Source organism: Streptomyces sp. NPDC091387 (assembly GCF_044756945.1).
In the GTDB taxonomy this organism is placed as follows: Bacteria; Actinomycetota; Actinomycetes; order Streptomycetales; family Streptomycetaceae; genus Streptomyces.
The window spans coordinates 521,327-544,488 of record NZ_JBIVTZ010000001.1 but is presented as its reverse complement, the minus strand read 5'-3'; the positions used below and the strand labels follow the sequence as shown (position 1 = coordinate 544,488).

Sequence of the window (23,162 nt, the reverse complement as noted above, 5' to 3'; positions counted from 1 at the left end):
GGAGCCCGCACCCCGCAGTCCCACCCGTACGGCGTGTCCTCATCCGTACAGCGCGTCCAGCTTCGGCAGCCGCCCCGCCATCTCCTCCTCGTCGTCGAAGTCGAAGTCCCACTCCGGGTCCAGGGCGGGGAACTCGACGGTGAACGAGCCCGGGGGCAGCTCCTCGCCCGTCACCCGGCGGTACGCGGCCCACGCGACCCCGAGCATCCGCTCGCACTCCAGCTCCTCGTAATCGGCCGCGACCTCCTTCACCTCGGGCAGCTCCGCCAGCGTGTCCGGATCCGCGACCACCCGCTCGAACACGTCACGGCCCTGGCCGATCAGCCAGCCCCGGAAGTAGTCGAACCCGTCGTCGGAGCATCCGCCGTTTATCGTGTACGCCGCGGCCCAGAGCGGGGCCCGGTAGGAGGCGGCCATCAGACCCCACAGCAGTTGCTGAGCGGCGACGATGTCGTGCGCCGGCCGTTGGGCGAGCAGATCCGCGATCCGGTCGGCCACGGCCTCCGTGTCCGCCGGGTCCGTGACCAGGGCGCGGGCGTCGTCGATCAGCTTCCAGAAGTCCTTGGTGTCCATGGAGGTGAAGCATGCCGGAGGGGTCTGACAGCGCACCGGCCGAGCGAACGGAGAACCGTATGAGAGTCCGTCCCGGACGCCCGTCCGAAGCCGCGGAACTGACCGCGCTCGCCCTGCGCTCCAAGGCGCACTGGGGTTACGACGAGGCGTTCATCGCCGCCTGCCGCGACGAACTGACCATGGCCCCGGCCGACATCGGCCCCCGCCGGACCGCGGTCGCCGAGGAGGACGGCCGGGTCCTCGGCTTCACCACGCTGGAGGGGAAGCCGCCCGTCGGCGTGCTCGGCATGATGTTCGCCGAACCGGACGCGCTGGGGCGCGGCGTGGGCCGCCTGCTCTTCGGACACGTCGTCGAGGAGGCCGGGCGGATCGGCCTCGCACGCTTCACGATCGACGCCGATCCGAACGCGGAGGGGTTCTACCTCGGCATGGGCGCGGTCCGCATCGGAGTGACACCGTCCGGCTCGGTCCCGGGCCGCGAGCTGCCGCTGCTGGAGTTCACCCTCACGTCACGCTGAACCCTTGCCGCGGGCTCGAACCCTCCTTCATGATCGGCGGCATGGCAGCCGACGTCCGTACGGACGTGACTCCGGAACCGGACTGACCCCGCTCCACCTCCCAGGAAGAGCCCGCCATGCCGACCGATCCCGCACCCGCCGTCCCCGTCGCCGACGTACTCGCGGAACTCGGCGCCCTGCGCGGCGCCGACGCCCCCACCCGGGGCGGCCGGACCTTCGCCTACGTCTACGACGCGGGCCTGGAGGGCCTCGACGAGCTGGCGGCCGCCGCGTACTCGGCGTACGCGACCGTCAACGGCCTGGACCCCACGGTCTTCCCGAGCGTCGCCCGGCTGGAGAACGACGTGGTGGGCGCAGCGGCCGCGCTGCTGGGCGGGTCCGGCGCGCAGGGCACGTTCACCAGCGGCGGTACGGAGTCGATCCTGCTGGCGGTGAAGACCGCCCGCGACCACGCCAAGGCCGAACGCGGCGTGACCGAACCCCAGTTGCTCCTGCCCTCCACCGCCCACGCGGCCTTCCACAAGGCCGCCGCCTACCTGGGTCTGGAACCCGTCGTGGTGCCCGTGGACCGCTCGACGTACCGGGCCGACGCCGCCGCCGTGGCCGCCGCGATCACCCCGCGCACCGCCCTCGTGGTCGCCTCGGCACCCTCGTACGCCCACGGCGTGATCGACCCGGTCCCCGAGATCGCCGCGGCCGCCGCGGAACGGGGCGTCCTGTGCCATGTGGACGCCTGCATCGGCGGCTGGCTGCTGCCCCATCTGCGGCGCGCGGGACAGGAGATACCGCCGTTCGACCTCTCCGTCCCCGGCGTCACCTCGCTCTCCGTGGACCTGCACAAGTACGGCTACGCGGACAAGGGCGCCTCCGTGGTGCTCTACCGGGACGCCGGACTCCGCCGCCACCAGTACTTCGCCCACGCGGGCTGGCCCGGCTACCCGGTCGTCAACCCGACCGTCCAGGGCACCAAGTCGGCGGGGCTGCTGGCCCAGGCGTGGGCGGTGCTCCGGTACGTCGGCGAGGACGGCTACACCGCACTGGCCGCCCGGGTCGCCGAGGCGTCGGGCCGGCTGCTCGCGGGGCTGCGCGCGACGGCGGACGTACGGGTGCTCGGCGACCCCTCGGTGGGGCTCGTCGCCTTCACGGTCGTGGACGGGCCGGACGGCGAGCCCGGACTGAGCCTGCTGCTGCACCTCGCGGACGAGATGCGCGAGCGCGGCTGGTACCTCCAGCCGCAGCTCTCCTTCGACGGGCTGCCGCCCAACCTCCACCTCACCCTGACCCCGGCCACGGTCGGCCAGGTGGACGCCCTGCTCACCGACCTCCACGCGGCACTGCGCGCGGCCCGCGCCCTGCCCCCGGTCGAGGTGGACCCCGCCCTCGCCGGACTGGCCGCCGGGCTCGACCCGTCGAAGCTCGGCCCGGACGAGATCGAAGCGGTCCTGGCCTTCGCGGGCCTCACCGGCGACGGCGGCCTGCCCGCCCGGATGGCCCCGGTCCTGATCCTGCTGGACGCCCTGCCCGGCCCGCTGAAGGAACGGCTGCTCGCGGAGTTCGTGGGGTCGGTCTTCCGGATCTGACGGGCGGATCCGGAAGACCGGGCCCGGCCGGACGGCTCAGGCGTAGAAGTTCCGCTCCCACCGGTGCCCGGCCAGCACGCCGAGCTGGTCCGGGGTGAGCGGGTGCCCGTCGCTCAGCGCGGTGTTCCGCTCCACGTTGCGCACGCTGCGCATTCCGGGGATGACGGTGGAGACCGCGGGCGAACTCAGTACGAACCGCAGCGCGTGCTCCGCGACGGCGTCCGGCTCGATGCCCAGGTCCGCGACGATCGCCGCCACCCGCCGCTCGATCTGGGCCGGGCGGTCGTCACGGAAGTAGCGGTTGCGCCAGTCGCCCTCGGGGAACGTCGTGCCGGCGGTGATCCGGCCGGTCAGCCCGCCCTCGTCCAGGGCGACCCGGACGATGACCCCGACACCGTGCTCCTCGCAGGCCGGCAGCAGCTCGTCGGCCGGTGACTGGTCGAACACGTTGTAGATGACCTGGACGCTGTCCACCGCGCCGCTGCGGACCAGCGCGAGCGCGCTCTCGGGCCGGTGGTCGTTGACCGAGACCCCGAACAGGCGGATCTTCCCCTCCCGCTTCAGCTCGGCGACCGTCTCCAGCCAGTCCCCGCGCCCCACCCACTCGTCGTGCCAGACGTGGAACTGCAGCACGTCGAAGTGGTCCAGGCCGGAGGCGCGCAGACTGGTCTCCAGGCTCGTCCGGATGTACTCGCCCGGGAACGCCGCCGCCGGGTCCGTGCCGTCCGCCGGGGGCCAGACCCCGTTCTTCGGCGGCACCTTGGTCGCGACCAGTACGTCGTCACCGGTCCGCTCCCGCACGACCTGACCGACGATGCGCTCGCTCTCGCCGTAGCCGCGTGCCGTGTCGATGAAGTTCACGCCGAGGTCGACGGCCCGGTGGAGGGCGCGCACGGATTCGTCCTCCGTCGCGCCCACCCAGCTGGACTCGCCGATGCCCCACGCGCCGTAGCCGATCTCGGACACCCGCAGTCCACTGCGTCCCAGCTCGCGATAGCGCACGATCAACCTCCACGTCATCGTCCCTGGCCGGCGGCGCAGCAGGCTCCGCACCGGCAAATGACGTCGACGATAGGTGACGCGCGCGCCGGGGTCAGGTGGTTTTCGGCGCGCCGGCCGAAGGGACGGGTGCGCTCACCGGCCGACGAGGCCCTGGACCGTGACCGGATCGCCGACGCTCACCACGCCCTCGCGGACCACCGCGTTCTTCACGCCGAAACTGACCCGGTTCCCGTACTCCGCCTCGCGCCGGTACGTCGCCAGGGTCCTGACCGGTTCCGGACCCCTGCGGAGGCCGGTGAGCTGGTCGACGAGCGGGACGCTGCACCGCGTCGCCCGTACCGAGTGGGCGAGCTCGACGGAGCCCAGGGTCATCCGCCGCACCCGGTCCTCGAAGTGCGGTTCGTCCTTGCCGGTCAGGACGATGTTGGGGCGGAAGCGGTCCATCGGGACGGCGTCGGCGTCGCCCCGTGCGGCGATCCGGGCGTTCAGGTCGTCCAGGGAGGCCGTCGAGGTCACCAGCACCGCGTGCGCGTCCGCGAAGTTGACCTTGCCGGGGGTGTCGCCCCAGCCGTCCCGGTCGAAGCCGGGGGCGGCCCGCACCAGGCGGGACTTGGCTCCCAGCACGTCGGAGAACCATTCGGCGACCGTGTCCCCCTGGTCGATGGCCGCGCCGAGGGGGCGGTCGAACATGCTGACGTCGCGGCGCGGGCCGTCCGGGACGACGTCCAGGCGCAGGGGTTCGACGCCCTCGGCGGCGAGCGCCAGCACCGCCCCGGACCGCAGGATCCCGACCTTGATCGCGGCCATCGCGGGGTGCGTGCGCTGACTGCGGAAGGCGCCCTCTGCGGCGTCCACCACCATGAAGGTCCGGTCGTGTTCGAGGCCGGTCCCGATGACCCGCGCGGAGTCGGCGGAGGTCCCCGCGCAGCCCTTGACCGGGTAGTACACCAGCTCCCGCACGGTGATCGTCATGATGTCCTCTCCGGAAAACACACTGAGCCGCCATCATCCCATTCACCTCGCATGAGGTAAGTTCCTTTAAGGAACTTACCAGTGCCGAGAGGGGAACATGCCATGACGCAGGCGCGGTGGGCCGAGGTCGACGACTACTTCAACGCTCTGCTGCTGGGCCCGGACGAGGCTCTGGAAGCGGCCGTGGAGGCCAGTGACAGGGCCGGGCTGCCGGCGATCCAGGTCGCGGCCAACCAGGGGAAGCTGCTGCACCTGCTGGCCCGGCTCCAGGGGGCGCGCACAGTTCTGGAGATCGGCACCCTGGGCGGATACAGCACCATCTGGCTGGCCCGCGCGCTGCCCGCGGGCGGCAGGGTCGTCACGCTCGAAGCCGATCCGGAGTGCGCCGAGGTGGCGCGCCGGAACATCGAGCGCGCCGGCCTGGCGGATGTCGTGGAGATCCGGGTCGGCCCGGCCCTCGACACGCTGCCGGAGCTCGCGGAGCAGGGGTACGGGCCGTTCGACGTCGTCTTCATCGACGCCGACAAGCCGAGCAACCCCGACTACCTGGCCTGGTCGCTGAAGCTGACCCGGCCCGGCAGCCTGATCGTCGCCGACAACGTCGTACGCGACGGAGAGGTGGTCGACGCCGGGAGCCAGGACCCGAAGGTGCGGGGGGTGCGCCGGTTCACCGAACGCGTCGCGGCCGAGCCGACCCTGACCGCGACCGCTCTGCAGACCGTCGGCGGCAAGGGGTACGACGGGCTGCTGATGGCCCTGGTCACCGAGTAGGCGGCGCCGGCCCGGTGTGCGGGCATGGAAGGGCCCCCGCGAGTCATGTCCTCGCGGGGGCCCTTCGTTCATCCGCCTGCCCGGTGAAGGTTGAGAAGACGATCACGAGGCAGGACGTTCACGGCGCTCCTCGGTCAGGGGGCGAGCAGCAGTACGTTCGCGCGCTCCTTGGCGGCCGCGTACCGCTTCGCCACGTCCTGCCAGTTGACGACGCGCCACATCGCCTCGATGAAGTCGACCTTCTGGTTCTTGTACTGCAGGTAGAAGGCGTGCTCCCAGGCGTCGAAGACGAGGACCGGGACCGAGCCCTGGCCCACGTTGCCCTGGTGGTCGTAGACCTGCTCGACGATCAGCTTGCCGCTGACCGGCTCGTACGCGAGGACGCCCCAGCCGGAGCCCTGCGTGGTGGCCGCGGCCTTCGTCAGCTGGGACTTGAAGCCCGCGAAGGAGCCGAAGGACTCGGTGATCGCGTCCGCGAGGCCGCCGACACCGTCCGCGGCCAGCGGCTCGCCGCCGCCGTCACCGGTCATGTTGTGCCAGTAGATCGAGTGCAGGATGTGGCCGGAGAGGTGGAACGCGAGGTTTTTCTGGAGCCCGTTGACCGCTCCCCAGGCCTCCTTGTCGCGCGCCTCCTCCAGCTGCTCCAGGGTGTCGTTCGCGCCCTTCACGTACGCGGCGTGGTGCTTGTCGTGGTGGAGCTCGATGATCTGCGGATTGATGACCGGTTCGAGCGCCGCGTAGTCGTACGGGAGTTCCGGGAGCGTGTACGTGGCCATGGTTCGAACCCTCCAGCTGCTGTCCTGTTGTTATTGCAACCTATATGCAAGAGCAGGCTAACAGCAGCAGTGGCTGAGGGGAGGTCAGCCCTTCGGCGTAGGACCCGGGTCTCCCATGGACGATTCCGGCGCACGCTCCGGCATACGGAAAACACCGGGCGGGCCGGATCACTCCGGCCCGCCCGGCGTTTTCCGTATGCCGGGGTTACGCGTCCGTCGCTCCCGGGGGCGGCGTCGCGGAGCGCCGCTGCCGTAGGACGCCGATGGCGATCAGGACCGCCGTCAGCGCACCCGTCGCCAGCAGCTGGTCGCGGGTGTCGGGCTGGCGGAGCATCAGGAAGAAGATGCCGGCCATGCCCGCCAGGGCCACCACCGTCAGGCCCGGGAACAGCCACATCCGGACCACCAGCTTCTGCGGCTCCTCGCGCTCCAGCCGGGCGCGCAGGATCAGCTGGGAGACGGCGATGAAGATCCAGACGACCAGGATCACCGCGCCGGTCATGTTGAGCAGCCAGGGGAAGACGTCGTCCGGGCGCCAGTAGCTCAGCAGCACGCACAGGAAGCCGAACACCGACGAGACCAGGACCGCGCGGCGCGGCACGCCGGACGAGACCCTGCCGAGCCGCTTCGGGCCCTGGCCGCGGGCGACCAGGGAGCAGGCCATGCGCGAGGCGCCGTAGATGTTGGCGTTCATCGCGGAGAGCAGCGCCACCAGGATGACCACGTTCATGATCTCGGCGGCGCCGCTGATCCCGAGGTGGTCCAGGGCCGCGTAGAAGGGGCCGACCCCCACGACCTCCGGGTCGTCCCACGGGACCAGCGTGACGATGACCGCCATCGAGCCGACGTAGAAGAGCGCGATCCGCCACATCGCCGTCCGCACGGCCTTCGCGACACCCCGCACCGGGTTCTCGGACTCGGCCGCGGCGATGGTCACGGTCTCCAGACCGCCGTACGCGAAGACGGAGGCGAGCAGCCCGATGACCAGCCCCTCGGAGCCGTTCGGCATGAACCCGCCCTCGCCGCTGAGGTTGGCGGTGCCGGGGGCGTCCGTGTCCGGGAGGACGCCGAGGATCGCCAGCACGCCCAGCACCAGGAACAGTGTGATCGCGACGACCTTGAGCGCGGCGAACCAGAACTCGAACTCGCCGAACTTCGTCACAGAGGCCAGGTTCGCCCCCAGGAACACCACCATGAACAGCGCCACCCAGGCCCACTCCGGAGTTCCGGGCAGCCAGCCGGTGACGATCTTCGCCGCGCCGATCCCTTCGAGACCCACGGCGACACAGAGCAGCACCCAGAACGCCCAGCCCGCCGTGAACCCCGCCCACGGCCCGATCGCCCGCTCGGCGTGCACGGAGAAGGAGCCGGACGCCGGATTGGCCGCCGACATCTCGCCGAGCATCCGCATCACGAGCATGACCAGCAGCCCGGAGCAGGCGTACGCGATGACGATCGAGGGGCCGGCCGCCGCGATTCCCGCGCCGGAGCCGACGAACAGCCCGGCACCGATGACGCCGCCGAGGGCGATCATCGAGAGATGGCGCTGCTTGAGTCCGTGGGTGAGGGCCGAGTCGGTCCCGTGGTCGGAGGTGGTGGCCGGGGTGCCGGTGGGGGGAGGCACGGAGGTCCGAGGCATGGACGAACTCTGTTCGTTCGGTGAGGTGGGGGGACGTGTTCCAGTCTGGACGCGGGCACCGTTCAGGTGGAACGGATGTCCGCAATACGGGCACCATGCTCACACAAGGCACACACCCCGCTCCGTGGAGCGGGGCTCGGGCAACGGTCGGCCGTTTGGAGGGAGTCAACAGTCGACTCCCCACGCCCTTCCCGGTCCACGGGGAGTTGATCCACTCCCACCGCAGTGATGAGCATCACGTCCAGGGATGATTGTGTGCCGTACTTTGTGCGAATCCCACCAATCCCTCAACCACCCCTTTGTGGGCCGCTGATGGTGATCGGGCATGGCCCGTCGGATAGCGTCGGGCTCAGCCCTGTCCCCACCTGCCCTCACCTCGCGGAGTCCCGATGAGCATTGCTGCCGCCGCCCCCGTCCGCACCGGAGCGGTCCTCGCCGACCTGCTGCCCGCCGCCCGGCACCGTTATGCCGTGGACACCGCCCTGGTGCTCGGTGGCGCCGCGCTCACCGGCATAGCCGCCCAGATCGCCGTGCCGGTCCCCGGCTCCCCGGTCCCGGTCACCGGCCAGACCTTCGCCGCGCTCCTGGTCGGCACCGCGCTCGGCGCCCGCCGCGGCTTCCTCGCCCTCGCCGTGTACGCGCTCGTCGGTATGGCGGGCATGCCGTGGTTCTCGGCCGGCAGCTCCGGTCCGGGCGGTGCCTCGTTCGGCTACGTGCTCGGGATGCTGCTCGCCGCGACCGTGGTCGGCGGCCTCGCCCGCCGCGGCGGCGACCGCTCCGTGCTGCGCACGGCGGGCACCATGGTGCTCGGTTCCGCGCTCATCTACGCGGTCGGTGTGCCCTATCTGGCGCTGTCCACCGGGATGTCGGCGAGCGCCGCGATCGCGGCCGGCCTGACGCCGTTCCTCCTCGGCGACGCGCTCAAGGCGGCGCTCGCGATGGGCGCGCTGCCCGCGTCCTGGAAGCTCATCGGCCGTCGCGGCTGATGCCGTAACTCCCTCCGAAGAGGCTCGCCGGGTCGTACCGCGACACCAGACCGGCGAGCCTCTTCTGTGTCCTCGCGTCGTGGAAGCCCCCGGTGCGGTCCCCGCCGCCGAAGGAGAAGTTCAGCGAACGGCCCAGGGCGAGCGGCGCGACGGTGGCGCTCACCTCCTCGTACAGGGCCCGGACGGAGGCCACGTCCGTACCGTCGAGCGGTGACAGCAGCCGCAGCAGGAATCCGGCCTCGCGGAACGGCACCGCGTTCTCCGCCGCCGGGCCGGTGGCCGGCGCACCGCCCAGGTGGTTGAGCTGGACCACGGTCATCATCGGGGCCTTCCGGCCGGTCAGCTCCAGCACCCGCACCGCGCGTTCGGGGTCCAGCCCGCTCAGCATCAGCCCGTCCCCGTAGTACGCGTGCGGGAACGGCGGATCGTTGTGGATGGTGTGGCTGTCGGCGTACGGCATCTCCCGCAGCGAGTCCGCCGCTGCGGGCCCGATCTCCCGCAGCGGCGCGACGAGGCGTTCGCCCTCGGCCGCACTGCCGGTGTACGCGACGCGTACGGAGACGACGTAGCGGCCCCGCATCGCCTCCGGCATCTGCGGCGCGTCCGGGTACACGAGCGCGGAGAGCGACGACGTCAGCGTGTCGGGCACGGTCCGGGTCCACTCCAGAAAGCGCCGGAGCACCCGCGCACCGGCCTCCCCGTCCCCGTCGAAGGCGAGCGAACCGCCGTACAGCCGGGCCACCGGGACGAGGCCGGTCTCCAGCCCCGTCACCACGCCCAGCCGGTGCCCGCCGCCGCGCAGCCCCCAGAACAGCTCGGGCTCGTCCTCCGGGGTGACATGACGCAGCACCCCGTCGCCCGTCACCACGTCGAGCGAGCGCACATGGTCGGCGGCGTACCCGAACTCCCGGGCCAGGATGCCCAGCCCGCCGCCCAGCGTGTAGGAGACGGCGCCCACTCCGGGGGCGGAGCCGTTCAGCGGGGCGAGCCCGTGCGGCGCCGCCGCCTCGATCACCTGCCCCCAGGTGGTGCCCGCCCCGACGGTGGCGGTGCGACGCACCGGGTCGATCCGTACGGAGTCCATCCGGGCGGTACTGATCAGGACCCCGCCCTCGACGGCGCCCGGCAGCCCGTGCCCGGTGGCGTGGACGGCGACCCGGAGCCCGTCCGCGGCGGCGCGTGCCACGGCGTCACGTACGTCGTCGGGCCCGGCGGCCTCGACGACGAGGTCCGGGCGGATCGGGAAGCCGGTCTGGAAGCCGGCCGGGAAGTCGTTCCGGGATCCGGCGGGGTCGGCAGTCATGGGGGAGGCTCTCCAGTCGCTCGCTCGATGGGCTGACGAAGGAGAGCCTCCCCGGTATACCTGACAGGGGCCGTCAGGTATGGGTGATCAGTTGTCGACGCTCTCCGCCGGGGCCTCCGCGCGGCGCCGGCGCGCCTCACGCACCAGCGAGAAGGTCACCACCAGGACCGCGACCAGCAGCGAGAGCAGCACCTGCTCGCGTCCCGCGTCATCGGTCAGCATGTAGACCAGCACGAACGAGATCATCGCGATGGTCGCCCAGGTCAGGTACGGGAAGAGCCACATCCGTACGACCAGCTTCTCCGGCGACTCGCGCAGGATGATGCCGCGCATCCGCAGCTGGGTGAAGCAGATGACCAGCCAGACGAACAGGGCGACCGCGCCGGAGGAGTTCAGCAGGAACGCGAAGACGGTGTCCGGCCACTGGTAGTTGAAGAAGACGGCGACGAACCCGAAGACGACCGAGGACAGGATGGCCGCCTGCGGCACGCCCCGCTTGTTGGTCCGGGCGAACGCCTTCGGGGCGTCACCGCGGCCGCCGAGCGAGAAGGCCATCCGGGAGGCCGTGTAGAGGCCGGAGTTGAGGCAGGACAGCACGGCCGTCAGCACGATGACGTCCATCACCTGGCCGGCGTGCGGGATGCCGATCGAGTCGAGCGCGGCGACGTAGCTGCCCTTCTCCATGATCGAGGCGTCGTTCCACGGCAGCAGGGTCAGCACGACGAAGATCGAGCCCAGGTAGAAGACCGCGATCCGCCAGATCACGCTGTTGGTGGCCTTCTGGACGGCGCGCTGCGGGTTCTCCGACTCGCCGGCCGCCAGCGTCACGATCTCACTGCCCATGAAGGAGAAGACCACCATCAGCACCCCGGTGAGGATGGCGCCCGGCCCCTTGGGGAAGAAGCCGCCGGTGTCGGTGAGATGGGCCAGCCCCGAGCCGGCGTTGTCCGACCCAGGCAGCACGCCGAAGACGGCGAGCAGGCCGACGATCACGAAGGCGCCGATCGCCACCACCTTGATCCCGGCGAACCAGAACTCGAACTCGCCGTACGAACCGACCGAGACCAGGTTCGTCGCGGTCAGCACCAGCATCACGATCAGCGCCCAGGCCCACTGCGGGACACCCGGCACCCAGTTCTCCAGGATCTTGGCACCCGCCGTGGCCTCGACGGCGAGCACCACGACCCAGAAGAACCAGTAGAGCCAGCCGATCGAGAAACCGGCCCAGCGGCCCAGCGCCTGGTCGGCGTAGGCGGAGAAGGAGCCCGACGCCGGACGGGCGGCGGCCATCTCGCCGAGCATCCGCATCACGAAGACGACCATCAGGCCGACCAGCGCGTACGACAGCAGGATGGCCGGTCCGGCGGCGGCGATGCCCGCGCTCGAACCCACGAAGAGGCCCGCGCCGATCACACCGCCGATCGCGATCATCGAGAGGTGACGGTTCTTGAGACCGGCCTGGAGCCCGCCCTCGGGGCCCTTGCCGTCCGAGGGGTCCGGCCCCTCGGGCTGCTGGCCCGGTCCGGCCAGAGTCGTCTGCGACGTCATGGATCGAATCCTTACGTTTTCGGATCACTCGGTTGCGCGTCCGCCGCGGCACGGTGGTGAGCGGCGAGCGTTGCATTGAAGCCCGGCGAACCCTGAAAGCGGAACCCCTACATCCGCATCGTTGACACGATCATCGCTTCAGCGGCTTCGCGCACACGGGGTCCGCACATCAGGGCCACACCGCACCCCGTCGTCGGTTACCCGGCGAAGCTCGTGTCACACTCCTCCCATGCGCGTGTACCTCGGCTCCGACCATGCCGGTTTCGAACTCAAGAACCACCTCGTCGAGTGGCTCAAGGCCCAAGGCCACGAGGCCGTCGACTGTGGTCCCCACATCTACGACGCCCAGGACGACTATCCGCCGTTCTGCCTGCGTGCCGCCGAGAAGACGGCCGCGGACCCGGACAGCCTCGGGATCGTCATCGGCGGCTCCGGCAACGGCGAGCAGATGGCCGCGAACAAGGTCAAGGGCGTCCGCGCCGCACTCGCCTGGAGCGAGCAGACCGCCGCGCTGGGCCGCGAGCACAACGACGCCAACGTGATCTCCATCGGTGGCCGGATGCACACCGAGGAGGAGTGCACGAAGTTCGTCGAGATCTTCCTCACCACGCCGTACTCCGGCGAGGAGCGGCACAGCCGCCGCATCGCGATGCTCACGGCGTACGAGAACACCGGCGAGCTCCCCCCGGTCCCGGCCCACCACCCGCGGCAGGGCTGACCGGCTCACGACCTCCCGCTGTGCCGCCGGCGCCCCCGGCGGCACAGCCATGTCCGCACCCCACCGCCCAGGAGAGCCGCCGTGCCCGAGGGACACACGATCCACCGCCTCGCGGCGGACCACCGGGACAGGTTCGCCGGCCGGCCGGTGCGGGTGAGCAGCCCGCAGGGCAAGTTCTCCGACAGTGCCGCCCTGCTCGACGGCCGGGCGCTCGGCGAGGTGGACGCGCACGGCAAGCACCTCTTCCTCGGCTTCGAGGGAACCGGCTGGGTCCATATCCACCTCGGCCTGTTCGGCAAGCTCGGATTCGGTACGGCCCCGGCCCCGCCGCCCACCGACACGGTCCGGCTCCGCCTGCTGACCGACGAGCACCACGCGGATCTTCGCGGCCCCACCACCTGCGCCCTGATCACCGACGCGGAGAAGCAGGCGATACACGACCGCCTCGGCCCCGACCCACTGCGCGCCGACGAGGACGGCGAGCGCGCGTGGCTGCGGATCTCCCGGAGCCGGATCACCGTGGCCGCCCTGCTGCTGGACCAGAAGGTCGTCGCGGGCGTGGGCAACGTGTACCGCGCGGAGGTGCTCTTCCGGCACGGCATCGACCCGTACCGGCCCGGCAGGGACCTCACGCGCCGCGAGTGGGACGCGATCTGGGCGGACCTGGGCGAGCTGATGCGCGAGGGCGTACGCAACAACCGCATCGACACGGTCCGCCCCGCGCACCTGCCCGAGGCCATGGGACGCCCGCCGCGGGTGGACGACCACGGCGGCGAGGTGTACGTCTACCGGCGTGCCCGTCAGGCGTGCCACATCTGCGGCACGGAGATCCGCACGGCGGACCTGTCCGCCCGGAACCTCTTCTGGTGCCCGGGATGCCAGTCCCGCTGACCCATCAAGCCCGTCCGGCGATCGAGGACAAGGCCCGTCGCCGGACGGGACTTTGAGGACCCGGCCTAGAACCCCCGGGGCAGCCACGGCGCCACGTCGGACAGGAACGCCGACGACACCTCCGCCACCGCCCCCGCCCGCAACTCCCGTACCCGCCCGGCCAGGGCCAGCGACCCCAGCGACTCGCCGCCCAGGTACACCGTCCCCAACTCCCGTACCGACAGCTCCAGATCCGCCGCGTCATCCGTGCGCTTGCACGACGCGCCCCCCTTCGCGTCGGCCGTCAGCCGCCAACGCCCCGCGTTCCAGGGGCAGAACGCGTCCTCGACCTCGAACACCACGTCCACCGGCGCCCGGTAGCTCCGCGCCTCCAGCGCCGCGCCCACGTCCACCAGCCGCACATGGAGCGAATCGCGGATCCGGACCTCGCACCGCCGCACGTCCGACACCAGATGCAGCACCGCGTCGTCCACCGGCCGGTTCCGCGCCTCGACCGTCGACGTCAGGTCGATCCCGAAGAGGAACCGCCACAGCGCCGCGTACGCCGCCGGGTCCAGCGCCGCCAGATCGCTCACCGAGACCCGGCCCCTGGGTCCCGACATGGTCCAGTCCGGCTTGATGTAGTACGTCGTGTAACCCACCACCTCGCCGTCCCGCTCGGCCAGCAGGCACTGCAGCGCCGAACCGCCCTGCCGCGCACTCGCCGGATCGGTGAGCGACTTGCGCTCCCAGCCCGGACCGTGGGCCGGAGTGCCGGGCCGGCCCGCCACCAGGCGCGCGTACACGCTCTCGCAGGCCGCGACCGCCTCGTCCCCCTTCGCGTACCGCAGCCGGATCGCGTCCGTGCCCTCGGGGACGTGCAGCCGCACCCGGTCCGTGTCGATCTCCAGGGACATCTGGCGGGTCGCCGCCCCGTACCCGTACCGGCCGTAGATCACCGGCTCCGACGCCGTGAGCACGGCGATCGGCTCACCCAGTGCGCGTACGTCGTCGAGCTGGCGGCGCATCATCGAGGTCAGCAGCCCACGCCTGCGGTGGGTGGCCGCGACGCTCACCATCGTCACACCCGCGGCCGGCACCAGCGCCCCGCCGGGAACGGCCAGCCGGAAGCTGAACGCCCCTGCCGTGGCGACCACATCGCTGCCGTCCCAGATCCCGACCGAACGCTCGTACTCGGTCAGCGCCTCCTCCAGCTCGCGCTGCTCGGGCGACTCGGGGACTCCTCCGAAGGCGAGCTCCAGGCACTCGAACCATTCGTTCCATTCCGACGGCCGCAATACGCGGAGCTCTGTAGTCATATGCCATGACTACCAGGGGGGACGGCGGACGGGCGACCCGATTTCGAACGCATTGTCACAGGGGTCCCCCTGCACCGGAGGCCGTCGGGTGGATAAGGTCCCCGCAATGGCCCGACGCGCAGGAGCAGAGACCTACCCGGCCCGATTGAGGAAATCGGCGCACCGGGTACGCAGCACGCTGCGCAGATCCGGCGTCGACTACTTCCGCGGTGACGGCTCCGACTGGATCGCCCTGGCCGCCCTGCTGCTGGTCATCCCGGCCATCACCTGCGGCACCCTCCTGAACCCCGTGTGGTGCTCACCGACCGCCCTCGTCCTGCCGATCGTCGCGGGCGGCCTGGTGCTGCGGCCCGCCAGCCTGCTCGGCCTGTACGCGGCGGCCGCCGCCGCCCTGATCGTCGAGTCCATCTGGCTCGGCCCGTTCAAGGACGGCACGATCGGGGTCACCCCCGGAACCGTGCTGACGGTCGCGGCCTGCGGTTTCTTCGGGCTGGTGCTCGCCCAGTTCCGGGCCAGGGTCGGCGTGCCGTGGCGGCGCGGCGGCACCATGCTCTTCGACCTGCGCGAACGCATCCGGGTCCAGAGCGCGCTGCCCCGCCTCCCGCAGGGCTGGCACCGGGAGATGTCGCTGCGCCCGGCGGGCGGGCAGTCCTTCTCCGGTGACTTCGTCGTCGCGGCCCGCACCAACGGCGGCCGCACCCTGGAGGCCGTCCTCACCGACGTCTCCGGCAAGGGCATGGACGCGGGCTCCCGCGCCCTGCTGCTGTCCGGCGCGTTCGGCGGGCTGCTCGGGTCGCTGCCTCCGCACGGCTTCCTGCCCGCCGCCAACGGCTATCTGCTGCGCCAGGACTGGGACGAGGGCTTCGCGACGTCGATCCATCTGGTCCTGGACCTGGAATCGGGCGACTACGAACTCCTCTCGGCGGGCCATCCGCCCGCCCTCCAGCTCCACGCCGGCAGCGGCCGGTGGGAGGAGAAGGCCGCGGAGGGCCCCCTGCTCGGGGTGTACGACGGGGCGGAGTTCGACGCCGTGAAGGGCTCGCTGGCCCCCGGGGACGTACTGATGCTGTTCACCGACGGACTGGTGGAGACGTCCGAACGGGACATGGCGGAGGGCATCGACCGGCTGACCGGCGAGGCCGACCGCTATGTCTCGACGGGCTTCGAGGGCGCGGCCTGGCACCTCATCGAGGCGTGCGCCAAGGACGTCAACGACGACCGGGCGCTGCTGCTTCTCTCACGTAAATCCTGAACCGTACGCAACCGTCCTGAACCGGGCATACGTCAACGGCTTTCCGCCCATCACTGGATCGGGGCGAGTGTGCCGCCGCGTCCGCCCGGAAGGATCCGGGCCAGCCAGTGCGAGCGTCCGGCCACCAGGGGCGCCAGGACCGCGAGGACGAGTACGTATCCGGCGATGAACGGCGCCAGCCGCTCGTCGAGTCCCGCGCCCGCCGCCATGGTGGCGAGGATGAGCGCGAACTCGCCGCGCGCCACCAGGGTGGTGGAGATGTTCGCCGTGGCCTGCGGGCCGAACCCGTACAGCTTGGCGGTGGCTATCCCCGCGAGGACGTTCATGGCGAGCGTCACCGCGACGGCGGCCAGTACCGCCCACAGTACGACCGGCAGATCGCCGGGGTTGATGGAGAGACCGAAGGCGAAGAAGAAGATCGCGCCGAAGGCGTCGCGCAGCGGGTGGACCAGCTTGAGGATGCGCGGCCCCGAGGTGGTGCTGCCGAGCATCAGGCCCACCATGAAGGCGCCGATGGCGTCCGCGACCCCGAACCACTCCGAGATGCCGGCCACCAGGACCGCGGCACCGAGGAAGGAGATGACGAGCAGTTCGTCGTCCCGGGTGTTGATCAGCTTGCTGATGAGCCTGGTGCCGAACCGGGCGGCCAGGGCCAGCAAGAGCAGGAAGCCGAAGGCCTTGCCGCCGTCGACCGCCGCCGCCGCGAGGCTGTCGGCGCCCGAGAGGATCGGCTGGAGGGCGGCCAGGTACAGCGCGAGGAACACGTCCTCGACGACGATGATGCCCAGGATCGGCTTGGTCTCCGGATTGCCGATCCGCCCCAGGTCGACCAGGACCTTGGTGACGATGGCCGACGACGAGATGCCGAGCACCCCGGCGAGCACCAGCGCCTCCGACGTGCCCCAGCCCAGCGCGAAGCCGAATCCGAGCCCGGCGCCGACGTTCAGGACGAGATAGGCGCCCCCGGCGAGCGCCATCTTGCGCCCGCCCGCCTTGAGGTCGTCGAGGTGGAACTCCAGGCCGAGGTAGAAGAGCAGCAGCACCAGGCCGAGCGCGGAGAGCATCTCCAGGTCGTGCGGGTCGGCGACGAGGACGATGCCGGGGGTGTGCGGGCCGAGCAGGATTCCGGCCAGGATGAACAGGGGGATGGTCGGCAGTCCGATACGGCTGCCGACGCGGGCGAGAACGGCGGCGGCGAGGAAGGCGCCGCCCATCGCGATGAGCGTGTCTGCGTGTCCGATGAGCCCAGTCCTTCGTTTGGTCAAGATAGCGTCAAGAAATCGTCAGTAATTAGTTTACCGAATGATTGACGTTGCAAGTATCGCCGCCCCCGCGAGCCCACCGGAGAGCCCGCGGCTGCACCCTGATCGGCAGCCCCGGCGGGCGCTCCCGCAGGGCACCCCCGCGAGCACCCTGGGGTTTCCCCCACCCCCGATCCGCCAGCAGCCGCCATGGCCCCGGACCAGGGCCGATCCGTACGTTCGGGGTATCGATCACGGATGGCTACGGAAGGCGGACACCATGGGGCTTCGGCGCACCGGAAAAGGCGCGCGGGAGAGCGTGCGGACAGCGCGTGAGGCCCGGACGGCGCAAACCTACGGAGGGCCCGCCTCCGCGGTCCCGGCCGTCGAACTGCGCGGTGTCCGCAGGCAGTACGGCCGAGGCGGCTCCGCCGTCCACGCCCTGCGCGGCATCGACCTCACCCTGCCGCGCGGCAGCTTCACCGCCGTGATGGGCCCCTCCGGCTCCGGCAAGTCGACCTTCCTCCAGTGCGCGGCCGGACTCGACCGGCCCACCGCGGGATCGGTCGGCCTCGGCGGCACGGAGATCACCGGCATGAGCGAGAACAAGCTCACGGAACTCCGCCGGACCAGGCTCGGCTTCGTCTTCCAGGCGTTCAACCTGCTCCCGTCCCTCACGGTCGAGCAGAACGTCGTGCTGCCCATGCGCCTGGCCGGACAGCGCACCGGCTCCGCCCGCAGCCGCCGCGAGGCCGCCGAGATGCTCGACCGGGTCGGCCTCGGCGACAAGGGAAAGCGGCGCCCCGGCGAGCTCTCCGGCGGACAGCAGCAACGCGTCGCCGTCGCCCGAGCCCTGGTCACCCGGCCCGACGTGATCTTCGCCGACGAACCGACCGGCGCCCTCGACACCACCACCGCCGGCGAGATCCTCCACCTGCTCCGGCACGCGGTCGACACCCTCGGCGCGACCGTCGTGATGGTCACCCACGACCCGGCGGCCGCCGCCTACGCGGACAACGTGCTCTTCCTCGCCGACGGTGAGATCGCGGACAGCCTGCCCCGGGCCGGCGCCGACCGGATCGCCGCCCGGATGACCGCCCTGACCTCTCCCGCCCGTGCGAGGGCCGCCGCCTGATGTTCACGCCACACCTGCCGAACGGCCTCGCCCGCGCGGCCGTCCGCTTCAAACCCTCCTCGTTCGTGGGCACCTTCGTCGCCCTCCTGCTCGCCGCGGCCATCGTCTCCGCCTGCGGCATCCTGCTGGAGACCGGCCTGCGCGCGTCCGTACCGCCCGACCGCTACGCGAAGGCGCCGGTGATCGTCGCCGCCGACCAGCAGGCCCGTCTGACCGTCGGCAGCGGGGAGGACCGGCACGAGGAGGCCAGTGCGCTGCCGGACACCGCCCGGCTCTCCGCCGCACTGGTCGCGAAGGCCGCCGCCGCCCCCGGCGCCGCGGCCGCGATCGGTGACGTCGGCTACCCCGTGCACCAGGGCTCCGCCCCGCTCACCGCGCACGGCTGGGGCTCCACCGCCCTCACCGGCACCCGGCTCGCGTCCGGCCACGCACCGCGCACCGGCGAGGTCGTCGTCCCGGCCGGCGACCGGGCCAGGACCGGTGACCGCGTCACCCTGGACACCCCGGCGGGCGCGAAGGAGTTCCGGGTCTCCGGCACCACCGACACCGACGCCACCGTCTGGTTCACCGACCGCCAGGCCGTGGCGTTCTCCGGCCACCCCGGCCGGGTCGACGCCATCGCCGTACTCGCCGCCGACGGCACCGCCACGGACACCCTCGCCCGTCAGGTCACCGACGCCGTCGGCCACCCCTCCGGCATCAGGGTCAGCACCGGGAACGACCGCGGCGCGGTCGAGGACCCGGGCCTCGCGGAAGCCAGGGAACTCCTGACCGGACTCGGCGGCTCCTTCGGCGGAGTCGCCACGATGGTCGCCGTCTTCACCGCCGCCGGTACCGTCGCACTCTCCGTCGGCCAGCGCAGCCGCGAGTTCGCGCTGCTGCGCGCGATCGGCGCCACCCCGCGCCAACTGCGCCGCACCATCGCCACCGAGTCCCTGCTCGTCGCACCGCTCGCCGGGGCGATCGGCTGCCTGCCCGGAATCGCCCTGGCCTCCTGGTGGTTCGGGCAGCTCAAGGAGAAGGGCGCCGTCCCCGAGGCCGTGGCGCTGCGGGTCTCCTGGCTGCCGCTGACGATCGCCGTCGCCGCCACGATGCTCACCGCGCTGGCCGCCGGCTACACCGCCGCGCGCCGCCCGGCGAGGACGAAGCCGGGCCTCGCCCTCGCCCAGTCCGCCGTGGAACGCCCCCCGTTCGGCTGGATCCGTACGCCGCTGGGAATCGCCGCACTGGCCGGCGGCGGCGTGTTCGCGGGCGTCGCCGCCTCGCAGACCGGCGAGGACGCGGCCAACGCCGCACTCGGTGTCGTCATGCTCTTCATGCTCGCGGTCGGCCTGCTCGGCCCGCTCATCGCCCGGATCTGCGCCTCGGTCCTCGGACTCCCGCTGCGGGCCGGCGGCGCGTCGGCCTCACTGGCCGCGGCCAACTCCCGCGCCAACTCCCGGCGGATGGCCTCCGCGATCACGCCGATCGTCCTCGCGATGGCCTTCTCCTCGACCCTCGTCTTCATGCACACCAGCGAGGACCGGGCGATCGAGCACCAGCAGCGCGACGGCATCACCGCCGACCACATCGTCTCCGCGCCGGCCGGTCTCGCCTCCGACGCCACCGAGCGCGCCGCCGCGACCCCCGGCGTCTCCACCGCCGTCGGCCTGCTCCGCACCTCCGTCCTGGTGCCCGCCGGATCGGGCGGCGGCAGGTGGCTGGAGAACGCCCCCGCGCAGGGAGTCATCGGCTCCGGCCGTGAACTCGCCGAGGTCCAGGACCTCGACGTGCGCACGGGATCGCTCGACGCCCTCGCCCCCGGCACCGTCGCGATCGACACCACGCTCGCCGACTCGGTGGGGCTGCGCACCGGCGACCGCCTCGCGCTGCACCTGCCGGACGGCACAGAGGCGTCCCCGAGGATCGTCGCGGTCTACGGCCGGGGCCTGGGCACCGGACTCGTCACCCTGCCCGCCACCGATCTGCGGGGCCACGTCACCTCGCCGTACGCCTCCGACGTGCTCGTACGGGCCACCCCGGCGGGCGCGGAACGGCTCGCCGCACTCGGCACCGTCACCGACGCATCCGGCTACGCCACCGCGCAGAGCCGGGACCGCGAGCTGAACGCCTGGGCCAACACCGTCATGGCCGCGGTCCTCGGCGGATTCGCCGCGGTCGCGGCGGTCAACACGCTGGTGATGACCGTCCTGGACCGGCGCAGGGAACTGACCATGCTCCGGCTCGTCGGCTCCACCCGCCGCCAGGTCATGGGCATGATCCGCTGGGAGGCCCTGCTGGTCACCGTGGCCGGGGCCGCGCTCGGCACGGCCATCGCGCTGGCCACCCTCACCCCGATGATGCGGGGCCTGACCGGCGAATCCCCGTACATCCCTCCGGTGCTGTACGGATCGTTCCTGGCCGCGACCGTGGGCCTCGGCCTCACCGCCGCCCTCGTGCCGGCCCGCGCCGCCCTGAGCCGGGCCGCGGCCCGTCCGTAGAGTCGGCCCATGACAGCACCCCGCGCACAGCTGACCCTGGCCGAAGTCGAGCGCATCGCCCGCGAGGCCCACGCGGGCCAACGGGACAAGGCGGGCCGGCCGTACGCCGAACATCTCGCGGCCGTCGCGGAGGGCGTACGGGCCAGGGGCGGCAGCGACGACCAGATCGCCGCGGCCTGGCTGCACGACGCGGTCGAGGACGACGCGCTGTCGGCGCGGTGGCTGGCCGGGGCCGCGCTGCCGCAGCGGGTCAAGGACATGGTCCTCGCCGTCAGCAAGCGGGACGGCGAGGACCTGCCGGCGTACACCCGCCGCATCCTGGCGACCCCGGGCGCGCTGCTGATCAAGGAGGCCGATCTCGCGCACAACGCGGACCCGGCCCGCCTCGCGGTGCTGGAACCGGCCACCCGTACCCGGCTGGCCGAGAAGTATGCGCAGGTACGGAGCCTGCTCGGGATCACCGCACCGAAATCGCCCACCGAACAGCAGAATTGAGCCAACACGGCGAGGCCCGGCCCGAACCCGGGCCGGGCCTCGCCGGATTCAGATCTTGGCGGCGTCCCGTCGGAACGCCCAGTTCATGTCCGGCTCGGTCACACAGCGCATGACCCGCCGCACCGGAGGCGTGCACAGCAGGCTCACGCCGGCCGCGGCGGCCAGGGTGACGAGCACCAGACCGGTCGGCGAGACCAGCCAGTCGTAGCGGTCGAAGAGGCCCGCGTAGCTGGCGCCCTTCACCAGGAACCCGTGCAGCAGATAGCCGCAGATCGTCCCGGCGCCCAGCACCGTGAACCACATGTGGCGGCGCGGGACCAACGCCAGGAACCCGATGGTGAGCAGCGTCGCGCAGCCGAACAGCGCGAGGGTCATCACCGCGCCGGACCACCACGGGGCGTTCATGTCCTGGGCGCTGGAGTCCCGCAGGAACCAGCCCAGCTGCATCCGGGGCGCCGCCCAGTAGGCGAAGACGGCCGCGCCGGCGAAGAGCGGCAGGGTCAGCAGCTGCACCTCACGGCGCTTGACCATCCGGAAGTGCTCGGGCCTGAGCTGGAGCCCGAGCACGAAGAACGGCAGGAACTGCAGGACGCGCGGCAGGTCGAGGTCGTCGCCGATGCTGGGGGCGAACGAGGCGAGGACGGCGATCACGAGCGAGACCGCCAGCGGATGCCGCAGGTTCTGCCAGATCGGTGTGGTGAGCCGCCAGATGAACAGGGCGGCCAGGAACCAGGTGAGGTACCAGGGCTCCAGCAGGCTGATCGCCGCATCGGGCGAGTCGTTCGCGTACCGCCGGAACAGCGAGTACGCCGTCTCGAACACCACATACGGCACAGCGACCCCCGTGACCAGGCGCTTCACCTTGGCGGGGGTCATGCTGAACGAACGTGAGAAATAGCCGGAAATGATGATGAAGGCCGGCATGTGGAACGTGTACGTGACCATGTACAGCGCGCGGGCCGCCCGGCTTCCCTCCATGACCGGCACCCATGAGTGCGCCACCGCGACCAGCACGATGGCGAGGTACTTGGCGTTGTCGAAGTAGGCGTCACGTTTCTTCGCGGGTGCGTTCTGCGCGGGCCGTTCGGCCACCGCCACCGCGGAGGGGGAGTCCGGGGTCCGCGCGGGCGTTTGAGGTCTGGGCTCCGACTCCCGGGTCGCCGGGGGTAGCGGGGCCCTCTGGAATACGTTCGGAGCGTGGAACATCTCAAGCACCCTAGACGTCTCGATTGCATTTCGTAAAACCGCCATCGGATATCGCGTGTGCCCGATCGATCAAAAGTCAAACCTTCGATTTTTGACCGGTATGGGAGTGTTAATCCTCCTTAAATGGCGCATAACGGGCGGCAGTTGGGGAGGGTGAATTACGTCGCATTCGGCCCGGGGAATTCCATGTGAATAAAGTGTGTGGGTAAGGAAACGATCACCGTTGCAGATCATTCCCGGCCATCGTTCATTGCCACCCGCACCTCCCCGCGGCCGCCGTGCGGCTGCTGGGCCGGCGGCCCAGCCCGGCTGTCGGGCACCGGCGCGCGACCGGCGCAAGATGGCGCGATACCGACCGGTCCAAGCGTCACCTGGCAGCGACCACAGGGGAGTTGGTGGCACGATGGACGCCAGCGGAGGTGTGCGCGGACGCACACTTCCGGGCCGGCAAGGCGGACCGACCGAGGGTGTGATCAGTCGTGGCCATTTCACTGTCTGTGGTGCTTCTTTTGGCGATCATCCTGGTGGTCCTGATCCGAGGCGGCTCCATCAAAGCCGGACCCGCGATCGTCGCGGTGCTCTTCGGCTTCTTCCTGGCATCGACCGGCATGGCGCCGTCGATCCAGAAGTTCATGGACTCCATAGCGCAGAGCATCAATCAGATCAGCTTCTGACCGGGGGCCGCGGATGAGCAGTTGATCCGCGGCCGCTCCGTGCCCCGGGAACGCGGAAGGCCCGGTCCGGCAGTCATCCCAGAAGGATGTCGCCGGGCCGGGCC

The 23,162-nt window shown here is 71.5% G+C and carries 21 protein-coding genes; 11 read left to right on the top strand and 10 right to left on the bottom strand.

The window, feature by feature from the left end:
- Positions 1–39 precede the first annotated feature (39 nt).
- Positions 40–573, bottom strand: coding sequence for a DUF4240 domain-containing protein (locus ACIQM0_RS02650; RefSeq protein ID WP_401282765.1), 534 nt, complete (start codon positions 571–573; stop codon positions 40–42).
- 59 nt (positions 574–632) lie between these two features.
- On the opposite strand from ACIQM0_RS02650, the gene ACIQM0_RS02645 reads away from it, so the two are divergent.
- Together ACIQM0_RS02645 and ACIQM0_RS02640 are read left to right on the top strand one after the other, a co-directional pair.
- Complete coding sequence (locus ACIQM0_RS02645) at positions 633–1,091, top strand: GNAT family N-acetyltransferase (protein WP_401282762.1); 459 nt, start codon at positions 633–635, stop codon at positions 1,089–1,091.
- Positions 1,092–1,207: 116 nt separating this feature from the next.
- Entirely contained in the window at positions 1,208–2,671 is a 1,464-nt protein-coding gene (locus tag ACIQM0_RS02640) for a pyridoxal phosphate-dependent decarboxylase family protein (RefSeq protein WP_401282759.1), read from the top strand.
- 36 nt (positions 2,672–2,707) lie between these two features.
- On the opposite strand, the gene ACIQM0_RS02635 is transcribed toward ACIQM0_RS02640, so the two are convergent.
- Both ACIQM0_RS02635 and ACIQM0_RS02630 read right to left on the bottom strand, forming a co-directional pair.
- Positions 2,708–3,673, bottom strand: coding sequence for an aldo/keto reductase (locus ACIQM0_RS02635; RefSeq protein WP_401282755.1), 966 nt, complete (start codon positions 3,671–3,673; stop codon positions 2,708–2,710).
- A 132-nt stretch (positions 3,674–3,805) separates the two neighbouring features.
- Positions 3,806–4,645, bottom strand: a complete 840-nt coding sequence (locus ACIQM0_RS02630) for an MOSC domain-containing protein (RefSeq protein WP_401282752.1) — start codon at positions 4,643–4,645, stop codon at positions 3,806–3,808.
- A gap of 102 nt (positions 4,646–4,747) precedes the next feature.
- On the opposite strand from ACIQM0_RS02630, the gene ACIQM0_RS02625 reads away from it, so the two are divergent.
- Entirely contained in the window at positions 4,748–5,416 is a 669-nt protein-coding gene (locus tag ACIQM0_RS02625; protein WP_401282750.1) for an O-methyltransferase, read from the top strand.
- 134 nt (positions 5,417–5,550) lie between these two features.
- Here the strand turns inward: ACIQM0_RS02625 and ACIQM0_RS02620 are convergent, their stop codons facing one another.
- Together ACIQM0_RS02620 and ACIQM0_RS02615 are read right to left on the bottom strand one after the other, a co-directional pair.
- Entirely contained in the window at positions 5,551–6,192 is a 642-nt protein-coding gene (locus tag ACIQM0_RS02620; RefSeq protein ID WP_401282747.1) for a superoxide dismutase, read from the bottom strand.
- Between the two features lie 205 nt (positions 6,193–6,397).
- Entirely contained in the window at positions 6,398–7,831 is a 1,434-nt protein-coding gene (locus tag ACIQM0_RS02615) for an amino acid permease (protein ID WP_401282744.1), read from the bottom strand.
- Positions 7,832–8,220: 389 nt separating this feature from the next.
- Here ACIQM0_RS02615 and ACIQM0_RS02610 point away from each other — a divergent pair, with 389 nt between their 5' ends.
- Positions 8,221–8,817, top strand: coding sequence for a biotin transporter BioY (locus tag ACIQM0_RS02610; RefSeq protein WP_385037854.1), 597 nt, complete (start codon positions 8,221–8,223; stop codon positions 8,815–8,817).
- Here ACIQM0_RS02610 and ACIQM0_RS02605 read toward each other — a convergent pair.
- Both ACIQM0_RS02605 and ACIQM0_RS02600 read right to left on the bottom strand, forming a co-directional pair.
- Positions 8,798–10,120, bottom strand: a complete 1,323-nt coding sequence (locus ACIQM0_RS02605) for an FAD-binding oxidoreductase (protein ID WP_401282741.1) — start codon at positions 10,118–10,120, stop codon at positions 8,798–8,800. The genes ACIQM0_RS02610 and ACIQM0_RS02605 overlap by 20 nt on opposite strands.
- 87 nt (positions 10,121–10,207) lie before the next feature.
- Positions 10,208–11,668, bottom strand: a complete 1,461-nt coding sequence (locus ACIQM0_RS02600) for an amino acid permease (protein WP_401282738.1) — start codon at positions 11,666–11,668, stop codon at positions 10,208–10,210.
- A gap of 229 nt (positions 11,669–11,897) precedes the next feature.
- Between ACIQM0_RS02600 and ACIQM0_RS02595 the strand changes: the two genes are divergently transcribed.
- Both ACIQM0_RS02595 and ACIQM0_RS02590 read left to right on the top strand, forming a co-directional pair.
- Positions 11,898–12,386 (top strand): ribose-5-phosphate isomerase, encoded by a 489-nt coding sequence (locus ACIQM0_RS02595; RefSeq protein ID WP_401282735.1) that lies wholly within the window; start codon positions 11,898–11,900, stop codon positions 12,384–12,386.
- 81 nt (positions 12,387–12,467) lie between these two features.
- Positions 12,468–13,277, top strand: coding sequence for an Fpg/Nei family DNA glycosylase (locus ACIQM0_RS02590; protein ID WP_401282732.1), 810 nt, complete (start codon positions 12,468–12,470; stop codon positions 13,275–13,277).
- 65 nt (positions 13,278–13,342) lie between these two features.
- Here ACIQM0_RS02590 and ACIQM0_RS02585 read toward each other — a convergent pair whose 3' ends face one another.
- Positions 13,343–14,575, bottom strand: a complete 1,233-nt coding sequence (locus ACIQM0_RS02585; protein WP_401282730.1) for a GNAT family N-acetyltransferase — start codon at positions 14,573–14,575, stop codon at positions 13,343–13,345.
- Between the two features lie 106 nt (positions 14,576–14,681).
- On the opposite strand from ACIQM0_RS02585, the gene ACIQM0_RS02580 reads away from it, so the two are divergent.
- Positions 14,682–15,827, top strand: a complete 1,146-nt coding sequence (locus ACIQM0_RS02580) for a PP2C family protein-serine/threonine phosphatase (RefSeq protein ID WP_401282727.1) — start codon at positions 14,682–14,684, stop codon at positions 15,825–15,827.
- 50 nt (positions 15,828–15,877) lie between these two features.
- Here ACIQM0_RS02580 and ACIQM0_RS02575 read toward each other — a convergent pair whose 3' ends face one another.
- On the bottom strand, positions 15,878–17,041 hold the full coding sequence (locus ACIQM0_RS02575; RefSeq protein WP_401282724.1) for a cation:proton antiporter: 1,164 nt from the start codon (positions 17,039–17,041) through the stop codon (positions 15,878–15,880).
- 307 nt (positions 17,042–17,348) lie between these two features.
- On the opposite strand from ACIQM0_RS02575, the gene ACIQM0_RS02570 reads away from it, so the two are divergent.
- Genes ACIQM0_RS02570 through ACIQM0_RS02560 form a run of 3 tightly spaced genes read left to right on the top strand, consistent with a single transcriptional unit; the run spans position 17,349 to position 21,178 of the window.
- A complete protein-coding gene (locus tag ACIQM0_RS02570; protein WP_401282721.1) occupies positions 17,349–18,203 on the top strand; it encodes an ABC transporter ATP-binding protein in 855 nt (284 codons plus the stop codon).
- The gene (locus ACIQM0_RS02565) at positions 18,203–20,683 is read left to right on the top strand and encodes an FtsX-like permease family protein (RefSeq protein WP_401282718.1); all 2,481 of its coding nucleotides are present in this window, start codon (positions 18,203–18,205) and stop codon (positions 20,681–20,683) included. The genes ACIQM0_RS02570 and ACIQM0_RS02565 overlap by 1 nt, the downstream gene beginning before the upstream one ends.
- 9 nt (positions 20,684–20,692) lie before the next feature.
- Positions 20,693–21,178, top strand: coding sequence for an HD domain-containing protein (locus tag ACIQM0_RS02560; RefSeq protein ID WP_363030860.1), 486 nt, complete (start codon positions 20,693–20,695; stop codon positions 21,176–21,178).
- A 48-nt stretch (positions 21,179–21,226) separates the two neighbouring features.
- On the opposite strand, the gene ACIQM0_RS02555 is transcribed toward ACIQM0_RS02560, so the two are convergent.
- Complete coding sequence (locus ACIQM0_RS02555) at positions 21,227–22,384, bottom strand: acyltransferase family protein (RefSeq protein ID WP_401282714.1); 1,158 nt, start codon at positions 22,382–22,384, stop codon at positions 21,227–21,229.
- 479 nt (positions 22,385–22,863) lie between these two features.
- Between ACIQM0_RS02555 and ACIQM0_RS02550 the strand changes: the two genes are divergently transcribed.
- The gene (locus tag ACIQM0_RS02550; protein ID WP_123471025.1) at positions 22,864–23,058 is read left to right on the top strand and encodes a hypothetical protein; all 195 of its coding nucleotides are present in this window, start codon (positions 22,864–22,866) and stop codon (positions 23,056–23,058) included.
- Positions 23,059–23,162 lie beyond the last annotated feature (104 nt).